Origin of the sequence: Cohnella sp. LGH (assembly GCF_017671885.1) — a bacterium.
GTDB lineage: Bacteria > Bacillota > Bacilli > Paenibacillales > Paenibacillaceae > Cohnella > Cohnella phaseoli.
On the sequence record NZ_CP072117.1, the window covers coordinates 4,600,518 to 4,614,974 of the forward strand.

The 14,457-nt window shown below is 55.1% G+C and carries 9 protein-coding genes; all 9 read right to left on the reverse strand.

Annotated elements, in window-relative coordinates:
• Positions 1 to 55: 55 nt before the first annotated feature.
• Entirely contained in the window at positions 56 to 796 is a 741-nt protein-coding gene (locus J4772_RS19810; protein ID WP_209077294.1) for a glycosyltransferase family 2 protein, read from the reverse strand.
• Positions 781 to 1,737, reverse strand: a complete 957-nt coding sequence (locus J4772_RS19815) for an NAD-dependent epimerase/dehydratase family protein (protein ID WP_247740783.1) — start codon at positions 1,735 to 1,737, stop codon at positions 781 to 783. The genes J4772_RS19810 and J4772_RS19815 overlap by 16 nt, the downstream gene beginning before the upstream one ends.
• On the reverse strand, positions 1,719 to 2,579 hold the full coding sequence (locus J4772_RS19820; protein WP_209071080.1) for a dTDP-4-dehydrorhamnose reductase family protein: 861 nt from the start codon (positions 2,577 to 2,579) through the stop codon (positions 1,719 to 1,721). Before J4772_RS19820 ends, J4772_RS19815 begins: the two co-directional genes overlap by 19 nt.
• The gene (locus tag J4772_RS19825) at positions 2,576 to 3,559 is read right to left on the reverse strand and encodes a polysaccharide biosynthesis protein (protein WP_209071081.1); all 984 of its coding nucleotides are present in this window, start codon (positions 3,557 to 3,559) and stop codon (positions 2,576 to 2,578) included. The genes J4772_RS19820 and J4772_RS19825 overlap by 4 nt, the downstream gene beginning before the upstream one ends.
• On the reverse strand, positions 3,552 to 4,643 hold the full coding sequence (gene wecB, locus J4772_RS19830; protein WP_209071083.1) for a non-hydrolyzing UDP-N-acetylglucosamine 2-epimerase: 1,092 nt from the start codon (positions 4,641 to 4,643) through the stop codon (positions 3,552 to 3,554). The genes J4772_RS19825 and wecB overlap by 8 nt, the downstream gene beginning before the upstream one ends.
• A gap of 4 nt (positions 4,644 to 4,647) precedes the next feature.
• Positions 4,648 to 6,171 carry a glycosyltransferase family 4 protein gene (locus tag J4772_RS19835; RefSeq protein WP_209071085.1) on the reverse strand — a complete coding sequence of 508 codons (1,524 nt, stop codon included), beginning with the start codon at positions 6,169 to 6,171 and terminating at the stop codon, positions 4,648 to 4,650.
• Between the two features lie 176 nt (positions 6,172 to 6,347).
• The gene (locus tag J4772_RS19840) at positions 6,348 to 7,463 is read right to left on the reverse strand and encodes a CgeB family protein (RefSeq protein ID WP_209077297.1); all 1,116 of its coding nucleotides are present in this window, start codon (positions 7,461 to 7,463) and stop codon (positions 6,348 to 6,350) included.
• 52 nt (positions 7,464 to 7,515) lie between these two features.
• A complete protein-coding gene (locus J4772_RS19845; protein ID WP_247740784.1) occupies positions 7,516 to 8,616 on the reverse strand; it encodes a CgeB family protein in 1,101 nt (366 codons plus the stop codon).
• A 148-nt stretch (positions 8,617 to 8,764) separates the two neighbouring features.
• Positions 8,765 to 14,428 carry a PKD domain-containing protein gene (locus J4772_RS19850; protein WP_209071086.1) on the reverse strand — a complete coding sequence of 1,888 codons (5,664 nt, stop codon included), beginning with the start codon at positions 14,426 to 14,428 and terminating at the stop codon, positions 8,765 to 8,767.
• Positions 14,429 to 14,457: the final 29 nt, after the last annotated feature.

Genomic DNA, 14,457 nt, shown 5'->3' on the forward strand with positions numbered 1-14,457 from the left:
GGGTTATCTTCTCGGCGTCGTCATGCGGCGGCCCGGAAAGATAACCCCTCTCAACTTACGCCCTTCCTTCCAGAACAGTCACTAGCCTTTGCAACTGCGGATGATACTTATTTCCAATATTTTTCAGTTCCTGTTCAATCGCCGCGCCGTGCTTGATGGTCCCCATTGCGGAATGCACGCGGTAATCCGTCAACGGCTCGCGCAAATAGCCGATCGGATAACCCGCCAGAATGATTCTGAGCCACAGCTCGTAGTCGTGCGTATAGGGAAGACGCTCGTTAAAGCCGTCCATCCGGTCAAACAGCGTCCGGGTTAGCATGACCGTGCAGCCGTTAACTGTGTTGCTGAGCAGCAGCGACCGATAAAATTGCAGCATCGTTCCCTCTGCCAGCACGACGGGGCGCATCTCGGCCACACCTTCGCCGTTGATTCGTCGGAACGCCGTATGGCTGATCGAACAACCGCTTTGCTGCATAAAGCGCACCTGCTTCTCGATCTTGTCGGGACGGAACCGATCATCCGAGCTCAGCCACGCCGCGTATTGCCCCTTGGCAAGACGAAAGCCGGCGTTCAGCGCGCTGGCCGTACCCCGGTTCGGTTGATGAACGACTTGGATGCGTCCGGCCCCTTCGAGCCGGTACAGTACGTCCGTTTCCCGCTCGGAGCCGTCGTTCACGACGATAATCTCAAGAGGCTTATAGGTTTGCGCAAGTGCGCTCTCTAAAGCCTCTCGAATGTACGGATCGTTATAAAAGGGGACAACGATAGATACAAGCGGATTTACGGACCGGAAAATGGGGACCCTCCCCTTTCCATGCGGTTTCGTTCCCGTTCGCCCTCCAAAGCATCGAGGATCGATTGGCGGAACGTCCGCTTCGGGCTCCAACCTAGCGCTCGGATCGCCGAACAGTCTCTCGGCCGAGGAGACGGCAATGCAGCTCCTTCGCCAAGCTCCCATGGCAGCTTCTTCGTCGCCAGTTCATCAAACACGCTCTTGACTTCGGCCAACGTTCGAAAGCGTCCGGACTCGATCGCATAGCTCCTTCCCGGCTCGCCTTCGCCGAGCAGCAGTTCGTAAGCGGCCACCGCATCCCGGACGTCCATAAAATCCCTCGACTCATCCAGCGAAGACAGTCGAAACGGAGGCGCGCCCCCCTCCGACTGTTCGGCGGCCACCGCCCATCGGACGATTTTGCCGCATAAACCGCCGCTGTTACCGGGTCCGATCAGATTGGAAGGCTCGACGATCATGACCGGCAGCCCGTACCAGCGATGCCAGGCCTTGGCGGCTGCCGTCTGCAGCGTTTTGCTAAACCCGTAAGGATGCGCGGCTTCGGACAAGGCGGCTTCGCCCGCCTGCAGCATCGACCCGGCCACGAGCACTCTACAGCCGTCAATCGCGCGCGCGCCGTCCAGCACATAAGCGGTCGACATCAGATTGGCGGCCAACGACGACGACGGCGTCTTCCAAGAGACATCGACCGCGTTGCGTCCGGCCAAATGGAGCACCGCATCCGGCTTCAGTCTCCGCATCATCTCGGCTACCGCAGCGCCGTCTGTCAGCTCGCAGCGCTCCGTATACGCGGCCTGCGGAACGACGGGAAGCGCCCCGCGGGGAGATACCGCGGCGACGACCTCCCAGCCGGATGTAGCGAACTTGCGGCAGGCATGAAGCCCCGTAAACCCCGCCGCCCCGGTAATAAGTATTCTGCGGGCCGTCATAACGACGACGTCCACCCGCGTAGCTCCTCAAGCATTTCCGCATAGCGGGGCGGGCGGTAATGGAAATCGACCCTTGTCGCCGTAAGCGTACGGTCAATGACCGGTTCGTCCACGGGGACGACCGTTACATTCCTCTTGTCGAACTTCTCCTGCATCATCAGCAGCAGCTCATGCTTGGACACCGTTTCCGGGGCGGTCAAATGCACAAGCCCGCCGATTTCCGGCCGCCTGATGAGCCACTCGATCGCCTTGGCTAGCTCAAGCGTAGTGACGCCGTTCCACAGCACGTTGCGATAACCTCTTACTTCTCCCTCGCATGCTAGAAACCATTTCATTAGCCCGATCCCTGAAGGCTTATCGTCCGGTCCGATAATGGAGGTGCGAACGGTGACATGCTTGCCGCTGCACAGCTCCCCAAGCGCCTTGGTTTTGGCGTAGACGGTCGTTCCGTCCGGTACGTCCGTCTCTACGTAACCGCCCCGCTCCCCCGAGAAGACGCAATCCGAGCTGATATGGATCAACCTTGCGCCGCAGCGGTCGCCAAGATGACGGAGCCAATGCGGCAGCAGCCCGTTCACCTTGTACGCGTCGAGCGGCCGATCCTCGGCATGATGATTTAGAATGCCGACGGCGTTCACGATCACGTCGGGGACGATTTTATGGACGAGTTCCTGCACCGCTTCGAAGGATCGGACATCGAGTTCCCGAACCTGAAGGCCGTCCAGCGCCTTCAAGGTTCGATTCGCGACCGTCTCGGGCCTGACCGTAACGGTCAGCTCGCAGCCCGGCCTGGTTCGTAAATAGGAAGCGGTCATATGACCCGCCATTCCGTATCCGCCCAGAAGCAGGATTTTCACGTAAGAAAACCTCCTCGCTGCAGCATGGCCCGAATCTGCTGCCGATCCATCAGAGACTGGCTGGAAGAGAAGCTTGCGAAATCGACCGGATCGTACGCTTCGTAATGCGCGCGAAGCCCGGGAATGTCCAGCGTCGGCAAAATGACAAGATACTGGTCGTCGTACACGATCGTATTCAAGCTCTCGTATTCGGTCAGCAAAATTTCATGGATTTTCTCGCCGGGACGAATGCCGGTTTCAACCATCTCCACCTTCCTGCCGAGGGCGTCCATCAGCACCTCCGCCAGATCGACGATACGGCATGTCGGCATCGTCATCACGAAAATTTCCCCGCCGATGCTCTGCGCCGTCGCCTTGAACAGCAGCCGGATCGCATCCTCCAGCGTCATGAAAAACCTTGTCATTTGGCGATCCGTCAAGCCGATCTGCTGCTTATGCTTGATTTGATTCATAAACAGGTGAACGACGCTGCCGTTCGTGCCCAGCACATTGCCGCCGCGGACGCAGACGAATTTCGTCTCGCTGTCCAGCAGATTGGCGTAAACGATCAGCTTCTCCCCGATCGCTTTCGTCATTCCGTAGAAGTTCGACGGATTGGCCGCCTTGTCTGTAGAAATATTGATGACTCGCTCAATCTTGTTCTCGATTGCCGCTTCAATTACATTCTGCGTGCCGATAACGTTCGTTTTCAGCGCCTCGTAAGGCTGATCCTCGCATACCGGCACATGCTTAAGAGCGGCAAGATGGAACAAAATATCTACGCCCTTGCATGCCTTCGACAGTGCCTCCCGGTCGCGAACGTCGCCGATCCGAAACGTCAATCGCGGGTCCTCGAACGCCCGGCTCATCGCCACCTGACTCGACTCGTTGCGGGAGAACACGATCACCTCCGCCGGGTCCATCGGCAGCAGTTGCCTTATCAATTCGTACCCCCAGGAACCGGTCCCCCCGGTAACCAGGATACGTCGATCTTTAAACATCCCTTTTCCCTCCAAGCACAAATTTCGCCACTTTATCCGAGACGTTCGGATCCAAATAACCTTCGGGACATTGCCAGGAATCTCGCAGATGAAGCATCACCCGAGCCGCATTGCGGATCGCGTCGGGCTGCAGGCCAGCCACGACGTTGCTGCCGCAATCGATCGTCTCCGGACGCTCGGTCGTCTGACGAACCGTTACGGTCGGTACGCCGAAAATGCAGCATTCCTCTTGAACGGTCCCGCTGTCCGTAAGAGCGAGCAGCGCGTTTTTCTCCAAATGAACAAAATCGAAAAAACCGAACGGCTCATGAAAAGTGACGAGCGGATGAATGGAATTGCGCAGCTCCTCCGACAATCTGGATTGCGTTCGCGGATGCAGGCTGCATACGACAGGCAGTCCGTAATCTTCGGCCGTCAAGCTCAAGCCCTGCATAATTCCGCGCAGCGCCTCCGGAGAATCCACGTTTTCCGCCCGATGGATGGTCGCGATTAGATATTGCCCAGCGGTCAGTCCGAGCTGTCCCAGTATGGGACTGGCGTCAATCTGCTCGCCGTAATGGCGCAGCACTTCGTAAATCGGATTGCCCGAGCGAAAAATGCGGTTGATCGGAAAGCCTTCGCGCAGTAAATTCGTTTTGCTGTTCTCGGTGTAGGGAAGGTTGTAGGTGGAAACCGCATCGATGACCCTCCGGTTTTTTTCCTCCGGTACGTTCAGGTCGAAGCAGCGATTGCCCGCCTCCATGTGAACGACCGGGATGCCCATTCTCTCTGCGACAAGCGCGCACAAGGCGCTGTTCGTATCGCCGAGCACGAGCACCCGGTCGGGACGCTCCTTCCTAAGCAGCTCCTCTACGGCGCCGAACATCGACGCCAACTGCCCGCCAACCGTTTGTTTCCGGGCATCTAGCAGCAGATCGGGCGCGCGCAGTCCCATCTGCTCGAAAAAAACTCCGCTTAAGCTGGAAGTAAAATTTTGCCCCGTATGAACGAGCACGTGGCGCTCCGCCAAGCGATCCAGCTTGCCGATCAGCACGCTAAGACGAATAATTTCCGGACGAGTTCCCAATATGGTCACGATACGCATCGGTTCACCTTCTTCTGCGGCGGGCTTTGGAGCCCGACCGCTTCCTTCTGCCCGAACGGACGCTCCGCCTGCCCGAGCTACGTCTATGTCTATGCCTCCGCCTCATTCCTCGCCCTTTGCCCCTGCGTACTTTTCTCCTGCCGGAAGCTCTCCGTTTCTGTTCGAACAGCGTCGGTCCGGCGGGAAGCCTCTGCAAATCCTCGTCCGGTACCTCCGTCACATCCTCAAACCGGAATCCTCTTTGCAGGAATGCCGCTTCGGAAGCGAACGGCCGCTTCATGCCATTCTCGATGAGAAAAACGGTTGGCGCGCTCCCCCGCCATAAAGAACCGCGAATAAGCACCGGGGTCTGCGGCAGCTGAGCGACCAGCTCCGCCAGCCGCTCCCGGAACGCTTCGACTCCGAACACCTGCTGCGCCGTTTGCATGTTGCGTTCTCCGACGGCGCGCAGCAGCGCTCCATTGCTAAGCAGTCCATTCACGCGCTCGGTTAGCTTCCCTACGTCGCCGGGCGGTACAAGATATTCCTCGTTTCCCGTCGCGTTCATGATTTCCGTCAGACCGCCGGAGGCGGAAGCGACAACGCCCTTGCCGAACATCAGTCCTTCCAGCGCGGTCATTCCGAAGCCTTCGGCGATCAGGCTGGGCACGACGATGACATCCATGACGGGATACGCATGTTGAATCTGGTCCGCGAACGGCAGGAACAGGAATCTGTCCGAGTAACCGGAATCCCAGACCAGCTTCTGGCAATGACGGTAGTAGGCGTCATCTGCGGATTTGCCCAAAATGAGAAATCTCGCCCAACCGTCCGACGCTGCAATCGGCAGCATCGCGTTCACAAACTGCTCCAGCCCTTTGTTCGCATAGATCGTCGCAGCCATAAAGCCCGCCACGCGATGGTGCTCGCCCCAGCCGTGCTGCTGGCGAAGCCTCATCCGGTGATACGGCCAGCTTCCGGGAAGCAGTTCCTCCCTAATGAGATAAGGCGGCAGCATAAACGTTCGCGCCTGCGGCGCCAAATCGCGAATCGGCTGAAGCGTCGAATGGGAAATGCCTGCGACCATGTCGCTGTTGGACACGATAAGCCCGACGGACATATGCTTGGACGGCCGGTCCATCACCGTTTCCATCAGCACCCAGATCGTTGGAATTCCCATCGCTTTGGCCGCAAGCGCAGGCAGCGGGTGAACGCTTGTATTGACCAACACAAAGTCGGGGCGTTCCTCCGCCAGCATGGCATGAATTCTCCCCCATGCCGGAGATCGCTGCATCGCGGCGATCTCTTCATGAAGGGTAGGAGCTGCAGTATATAAAGAAATACATAGAGGGATATCCTGAACGACGATTCTGACGCCCAGCTCCCTGGCCTTCTCTGCAATCGCTCCAATTTGCGGAACGACCATCACGCACTGAAAACGACGGACCATCTCGCGGGTGAACAGCAACAGCAGCTTCTCCGCTCCCGTGACGAAAATCGGGCTGCAAATATGCGAGAAGATCATCAGCTTCGGCTTTGCTCCGTTCACGATTCCGCATACCTTTTCATGCTCACGGGTATGTCCGTCACCTCCTTCTAAAGGTAGTTCACAAAGTCCGCTTTTGATCGCGAAGCCTAACAGGAAGCGGACTCGACTTCGAAACTAAAGCCTTCATTAGTTAAGTTGTACAATGTATGGGGCGATCAGCGTTCCCGGCGCGGCGATTAACCATTCATCGTCAAATCTATCAATTGATTCAGGCGGGAGACGTACGTATGGTCCCTAAGCGTTCGAAAGAGACCTTTCAGGGCAATTTCCTTCCGTTCTTCCTCGTGCTCCAGATAATATTCGGCTTTGGCCGCCAAGTCTTCCGGAGAATCGTAGGTTACGATCTCTACGCCGGGCACGTAATGCTGGGCGATATCTTCGCGGCAATCGGTAAGCTGCAGCGTCGCCGACGCCGAAATTTCGAACGTGCGCGGATTCGGCGACAGCGCCGTAATCATCGCGCTGTTCTGGTTAAACGTATCGTCGTCGTGGGCTCTGTGCGAATTGATGACGATCTTATGAGCGTTATACCTTTCCGAGGTCGGCTGCGGTCCCATCCAGTTGCCCAGGTCGATGAAATGCTTCCAGCGTCCGTAATCGGCGAGCCGATCCCACCACATTCCGGAAATGTACAAGCGCCTATGCGCGATTAACGGCATAAGCTGATTAAACATCGCGACCCGGTTCCAATACGCCGTACCGATAAAGCACACTTCTCCGCGCATCGCGCGATCGGTGTTCCGCGGACGGTATGCGCTGTGATGCACGCCAAGCGGCAAGTAGGAGACACGGGGGCAGCCTCTTTCCGTGTAAAAGGGAACGCAGTTGCGTTCAAGCGTAAAAACATGATAGTAGTTGGGGGCGATTCCGCTCGTAATGTCTGTGTAGTAAGGATCGTCCGTAAACCAGATCGCCGTGCGAACGCCCAGCCCGTTAACCGCACAAACCTTCTCCAGCCCCAGATGCATACCGTCCAGCACAAGCAGCAGGTCCGGCCGCTCTCTTGCGGCGATAGCCGTGATATCCTCATGCGGAACGGCTACGGTTACTTTGGCGGCAATTTCCTTTAATGTCGCAATAATGCCGTCGTCAAGCGGAGAATAGGGAAAGCCTTTGCCGGAAGTGACGTATAGCACATGAATGGGACGCTTTACCGGAACGGGCGTCGCTGCGCGTACGATGTATTCGCACAGCCCCTGCCAGTGCCCGTCGGCTTTGCCCGAAGCCAATCCGTCCGCCCAGCCTCTGCGATATGCCGCAGCGCGGGGACGGTCTGCGGGACGTCTCTTCATCTTAGCCAAGTCTCATCCCTCCTTGTCTTTTCCGATTGCAATCCATCCAGGCCTACGCAAGTCCGATCGTCCCGATCAGCTTCCGGATCCGATCGCGAAACGTATGATCCTTTTTCACTCGTCTATAGCCTCTAGCAGCGACCCATTGCCGTTCTTCCTCATTCGTCAAGTAGTGCTCCAACTGTTGAACGAGATGATTCGCATCGCGGAAAACTCCGATTTCCGAGCCTACGGCAAAATGCTCGGGCAGCTCTTGTCTGACGTCGGTAAGCTGCATGACGCCGCACGAGGCCATTTCAAACGTGCGGGGGTTGATCGATTCCGCCGGCCAGTTAATGCCGTTCAAATTGTCTTTGCCCGCCTCCGTCGTACGGTGAAGATTAATGACGATTTTGGCGCCGTTGTAGTACTTGACCGTTTCCGGCACTTCGATCCAACCGTCCTTGACGAATTGAGACAGCTGGGAGAAGCTGTTCATCCGCTCCCAGAGCTTGCCGCCGATTAGCACTTTCTTGTCTTTCAAATAGGGAGCGATCGCATCGAACAGCTCGACGCGGTTCCAGAAGGCCATTCCGATAAAGCAAATGTCCGACCGGTATTCCGGGGGGACCGCCATGGGCTTAAACCAGTCGGCATAAGCGGAGAGCGGAAGATGATATACCTGATTGCAGCCTTGCGCAAGGTATAAAGCCAGACAGGATCTCTCGTGCGTAAATACATAATCGTAATGCGGCGCGACCTTCACCGTCGTGTCGGTTACGTACGGATCGTCCACGAACCAGATCGCCGTTCTGATTCCCATGGCGCGAATCGCGTCGATCTGCTCCAGATGGTCGGGCGGAAACACATGCAGCCCGTTCATGACAAGCACCGCATCCGGTCGACAGCGTTCCGCCTGCAGCCGCATCTCCGTCGCGGAAACGACGGTCACCTCGGCGACTTCGCTTTGCAATGCGGCAATCACCCCGTGATCGATCGCTTCAAAGCCCTGCGGAACATAGAGGATGCGCGCACGGCTGGGCGGGAGCGATTCGTGCCGTATAGTTTCGTCGATCCCTCTACAGACGCCCAGCCTCCAACCGTCGAGCTTGCCCTTCGCATAGCCGTCCATTCGGCCGCGATTGTAATTTTTTATTCGAGATGAACTCCGCATCCTCATCACCCGCAATCAATATATGCGCCCCCGTTGGGTTGATCTTGGATACTTACCCGTCCATAGGACAAATAGGCGGGCAAAAAAAGCCCGTTCTCTCGCGATGAACGAGAAAACGGGCTTTTGCCGTCTTGCAATCCGGTTTAAGCTATTGTACGCGGTGAACTTGAACGTATTGGTCGACGATGCCGCGGATTTCGATCGGTACGACGGACGTTTTGACCACTCCGTTGCTGTATACGACCGTAAAGACGAACGAATAGCTGCCGTCCGGAATGTCCACGAACCGGATGGACGTATCGGCTTCGCGCAGCAGAGCCGTCCAGCGGACGGAGCCGGGCGGCGATTCCGTCAAGCCTTTAGCCAAATCGGGCGTCGCCTGTGCCATGACGGACACCGCCTTCGTAGCGGAGCTGCCGGTATCGGTCACCGTCGCGGACAGGACAAAAGCCTCTCCAGCCCAGAACACAGGGCTCTCTCTTGATCTGCTAGGATATTTGGCATTCCAGAGCAAACGGTTCTGCTCCCATTCAGGCGTATGAGCGACTTGTCCCGCAATCGTCAACGGCAGCACCGGAATCTGCTTAGTGATTGCATCCTTCGCTCCGTGTTTATCCGTGACATTAAGGGTCACCGTATATACGCCCGTTCTGCTATTCGTCAGCTCAGCGGGAATCGTCATCTCTTTCATAAATCCTGTCAGGCTGAAGCCGTCTGGAGAGATGATTTTCCACACATAGGATAGCGCATCGCCGTCGGGATCGGAGGAGCGGTCCAGCAGCGCAATCGTATCTCCTTCGTAGGCCGGCTTCGGCAGCCAATCGAAATCCGCAACCGGTTTGCGGTTGATGACGGTCACCCGCTGTATCGCTTGTGCAGACTGCCCCTTAGAGTCGGTGACGACCTGTCGGATCTCGATGACCCCCAGCGAATTGAACTGTGTCGTCCAAGTCCCGCGATCGATCGAACGAATTGTCTCCATGCCGTTATCGGTTACGTTGCGTACATAGTAAGCATGCTTCAGATTCACAGCCTGACCATCCTCCTTATCCCAAGCTTGCGATGTAATCGAGAACGGCTCGTTCACATAATGCGAAGAAGGCGTTATCGTAAATCCAGGTATCGGCGGTTCGTCCGGCAGTACCGGCGTATCGATGTCGATCGTTTGCTCCGCCCAGTAGCTCCACGCGCAGTATTCGTCCTTGACCTGCATCCCGACGCGATAGCGGCCTTTCATTTGCGGCGTAACCAGCTTCTGATTGACGAGGTGGTCATCTGGCGTGATGTAATAGTAGCGCCACTCTAATACACCGCGAGTCGCTTTATAATCAATACCGGTATTCTCCGTGCTGTAATTCGTCGAGCTAAGCCAGCGATCGGGATCGTAGCTCTCATCGTGCCATACGACCGACTTGTCTGTCGGATGGAGTGATAATGTGAACTTGGCGACCGGTCTGCGATGCACGGTAATGACTTGCCAGAACTCGTTCGACCACTTCCGATAGCTTCCGAACGTCATATCCGGATAGAGATATTCCGGATGCGGATCATCCTGGGCCTTCAGCGTTACGCGGTAGTTGCCGACCTTATCGAATTCGAGAGCCGGGCTTGTCAGCGTTTGGCCGTCCAAGGCCGACAGCCCCTGATTATTCAAAAACTTTGGCGTATGCGTAATCGACCACAGATTATTCTGCGCTGCCGGATCATCCTCCGGGTCCGTATACGTGATGTTGCTGTATCGAACCGTGGCGGTAGCTTTTCCTTCATCCCAAATAGCGTAGCTGGCCATCCATTCGACGTCCGGATTGCTGAGATCCTTCTGTTCTATCCCGGTGAACGTAACATAGGACTTGTCCGAGAACGGGCCGAACTTACCGGATTGATACGTGCCGTCCGTGACCTCGAAATACGGAACGCCATCCAGGAAAACTTCGATTTTGTCATTCTGCGTTACAATTTTGAAACTGTAAGACGTTCTCGGCTGGAAGGGATAAGCAATGCTGTCCAGCACCGTGCGCGTCCCGTTGACGTACTTGGACAAAGACAGCTTCGTGCCCTCCGTCTCAAGTGCATACCGATATTTCGGATTGGTCATCCGGAACGAGAACCCGGCCAGCGATTGATCCTCTGTCGGAACGTCCATCTTCATGGAGAATAAATATTCCGCATTTTCATAAGCATCCGGAGACACGAACTGCCCTAACCGGAATCCTTTATACAGAGAAGTAGCGGTTGGCGTTCCCACGTCCAGAAAGATATGCGCAGAAGCTGCCGGCCCTCCGCCGGCCATACTCATCTGATAATCGGTGTCCCACATGGAGAGATAGACTCCGTCGCCCATATATTCCCCGTATCTCATGTATCTCGCGGCGTTAACGGTGACAATCGGATTATACGCCCGCTTGTAATACTCGAAGCCTGCCCAACTGCTTGGTCTTGATTCGACGCCATCAACGGTTTGTGATAGCCAACCGCTCTTATACTCGCCAGTATAGGTAATATGGAAAGGGTTGGTGAACCGCTGCGGAGACGATGTAGGCATTCCCCTAGTCCAAGCACTTACCTCACCCGTCGTTAAATCAACCAACTGTGTGAAATAATTCGTGCCCATTGATCCTTGTACAGCCGAAGCCGTCCTCGTTATCGCTTGCTTGGTGACATTATTAATCGCTAAAACCGCGCTCGTCTCCAAGTTGAGCTCGTAAGGACCGGGCCAACCGTTAGCAAAATAAGTCCCCTTCAGTCTGGCTTTGATGCCGTACGTAAAATCTGGCTTCATTTGTACAAGATAATAGCCGGCCGAGGATTCCGGATTCAGCTCCGGATCTATAGTCACATTAGAGCCGTTTACCGTACGACTACATGTATTCATGACATACGCATATTTATTGCCTTCATCATCCTTGAATTGGTTTGCTCCATAGCTCCATGAACAGGTAAAATCGGCAGCTTCCTCCGTATAGATTGCGCCGTTCCAGGCCCGGCCTTTCCTCTCGATCCGCTCGACTGTCGTCGGTAAGGAAATCGTTTTATCCATAATATTGCGACCTTGCCGATTGTATCTCAGCACCCGACCTGTTTGAGCCGTCAGGATCAAATCGTCGCCAAGAATATCTGAATAACCGATACCGGTAAAACCCGATCTAGACGGTATTCTTTCCCCCTTCTCGTAGGAGCTGCCGATAAACTCCCCAGTGAAGCCATCATAGATATGTACGTCCAAATCCCAGTTGCCGCCGAAATCCGTTCTAGAACCTTCATCATTCCGGTAGTAGTACGCATAGGTCATCCGAAGATAGACGACATAGATTCTGCTTCCGGTAATTTCATAAAAGATTGGCTTTTCCGTATTGACGGCCGAACCTGATGCGCCTGAAAAATCCCCGTTTTGCGCCTTAGTCCCCCAGCTGCTATCCCTCTGTTTGTCACTCTCGGAAAAGTAGGGAACCGGGTATCGATTTGCCGGCAGATTATCCAGATTCAGAATAAAATCATACGGATTCGGGCCATCCCAAAAGTGCATTATGTTCTGCTCCCAGTTATAACCATCACATTGACTCATGTCCGTTGAGCCGCCGCAGGTCATAACATAATCCTTACGATAGGAAGGGATTTTATTTTTGTTTAGTGCAAAAATATGACGATTATAGTCAAAGTAAATGTTAGTTTTGTTGGATCTAATTTTTGAGACAAAATTTGCCGGCAGCAGCGACGAGTAGTCTTCTCCTGTCGTATAAGTCGTTGAGGACCAGCCGCTGCTTTTAACTGGGACGAGCAAAGGTTGCGACCTTCCGTCTCGCGCTGCGATGGAACGATAAGCGGACAGCCCGTTCGGACCTAAACCGCTGTCGCTAATCGCCGAAAATCCCGATTGCGCGTCCCACCCCCCGCCAAATCCGACCGATCCGGACGTTCTGGATTGCGTTTCCATCCCTCTTCCCAATCCAGCCAGCAGCGACTTCCCATCTTTCTGCCACATGAACGGGCTATTCACGATTTTTTGAGTCGTATTTGTATCGTAGAGATCCCATTCCAAAATCTGCGAAACCGGAATACCGTTTTCTTCGGGCGGCTTCGGAATCTCGTTCTCTCCCTCCATCAGGAAGGAAACGCTCGGAGCAAGATTCACGACGTCTATGTTCCGCGAGCTTTCCGGCTGCGTATCGGATGCCCAGGCGCATTTCCCCCAGTCCTCGCACACCTTGGCATCGAGTAGAAACTTCCCGACCTTCTGCGGCCTTAAAACAACTTTGGTCAAATCCCCGCCTGGCATCGCCATCCACGGCTCGTTAAATTGGCCGTCGTTGTTGGTATCGTATTTGTAGCGGTACTCAATGCTGACAATCTTGTCGCCATCCGGGCTACGGGACTTGTTAAAAATATTGAAATCGCTTGGGCGAATACCTAGCGGAGGCACCTCTAACAACCCGATCGGAGGATCATCGGGCACAACCGTCAGTTGATGCGAAGCCGCGTATTCCGACCTCAACCCCGCACTATCCACCACTTCCAGGCGAATGGTCTCTATTCCGGGGGTCGTATAGACGTCCTTCTTGTTTTCCCAAATGTACTCGGCAATCGAACGACCTATCGGGCTGTAGCTTTTCTCGCCACTAAACGGTGACGGCAGCGGGCGCATTTCTTTCACCTTCGTCGGCCCCGTGATGACTGGAATCGGATTTTCCGGTATGACCATAATCGAAGCGGTTCGCCTTGACTCGGCCCCAAACGAATCTCGCGCGATAACCGTTATGGAATGCGACCCCAGCTCCGTCGCCTTCAGCATGTAGTGCGCCTCATCGTGCTCCCATAATCCATATTCATCGGGTAAGCTTCGAATCCAGGAACTCGAACTGCTGCCGAACAAGAACGTATAGGTGATCGGATCTCCGTCCGGATCGTAAGGCTCCGGAGGATTCGTCATATTATTGTAGATAATTCTCAAGTTGACCGGACGATTGATGACGACTTGGTGATCCGGTATCGTTCCCGTTCGATTGGACTCTTTGAAAAATCCGACGGAGAATAGGGGTGGACGGTTGTCTGTCGGGCTTTGCAATTCCAGGATTTTCGGGCCTTGCCAGCCGGAGTTGCCGCAATCCGCCGTGATCCGGATCGAAATGCTGTTCGAGCCGACACTGAGGACGGGCGGATACTTCGATACCGGAAAAGACGTTTCGATTGTCGGGCTATTATATTTGGGGCTCACCCATCTCTCGCCATTGGTCTCAAACAGATATTCGTGATACAAGTATTTACCGCCCGTAACTTGAATGTTTCGAGGCTTCAAGGTGAAGGTATCGCGATACTTCAAGTTTTGAGACGGCAAAATTTCGAAATCGCCGGTGATGACGCAAGCATTTGCGACCGACTCCACGACTTTGACCTCGGCATAGGCGTAATCGCTGGCGCCCAAGCTGCTGTCATAAATCTTCACCTTCGCATAGAAAGTTGTGCCGGGCGCGGTGTTCGGAAATGCCTGTGAATAATTCGATACGCTGCCCGTGCTGGTCCCGGTCGTCCCCTCCTTGCCCTCGTCTGCCGGATTAAACGGCGTCTTGCTGAGCCAGAACCGATAGCTGTCGATCTTCGTTCCGCTCGTCACCGACCCGCTAGCATCGGCCCGCACGGTCACCGTAGCCGTCTTCCCTTTGTCAATGGCTCCCGGCGTAGCCGTGGCCGTTAACGCGGCGTTCAGCCCGCCCGGATCGAGATAACTTACTTTTACGGTTACGTCGTATTCGTAGGTGATGGCTTCCCAGTAGGCATTTACCTCCATGAAGTAGTTTCGACCTTCTGCATGTCCTGTCATACCGCTGGAATCCATAAGAGTATAGTCAA

Coding starts and splice junctions, on each gene's coding strand:
- J4772_RS19825 (WP_209071081.1), bottom strand. CDS start 3,559: ATGTTTAAAGATCGACGTATCCTGGTTACCGGGGGGACCGGTTCCTGG.
- J4772_RS19840 (WP_209077297.1), bottom strand. CDS start 7,463: ATGAAGAGACGTCCCGCAGACCGTCCCCGCGCTGCGGCATATCGCAGA.
- J4772_RS19850 (WP_209071086.1), bottom strand. CDS start 14,428: ATGACAGGACATGCAGAAGGTCGAAACTACTTCATGGAGGTAAATGCC.
- J4772_RS19845 (WP_247740784.1), bottom strand. CDS start 8,616: ATGCGGAGTTCATCTCGAATAAAAAATTACAATCGCGGCCGAATGGAC.
- wecB (WP_209071083.1), bottom strand. CDS start 4,643: ATGCGTATCGTGACCATATTGGGAACTCGTCCGGAAATTATTCGTCTT.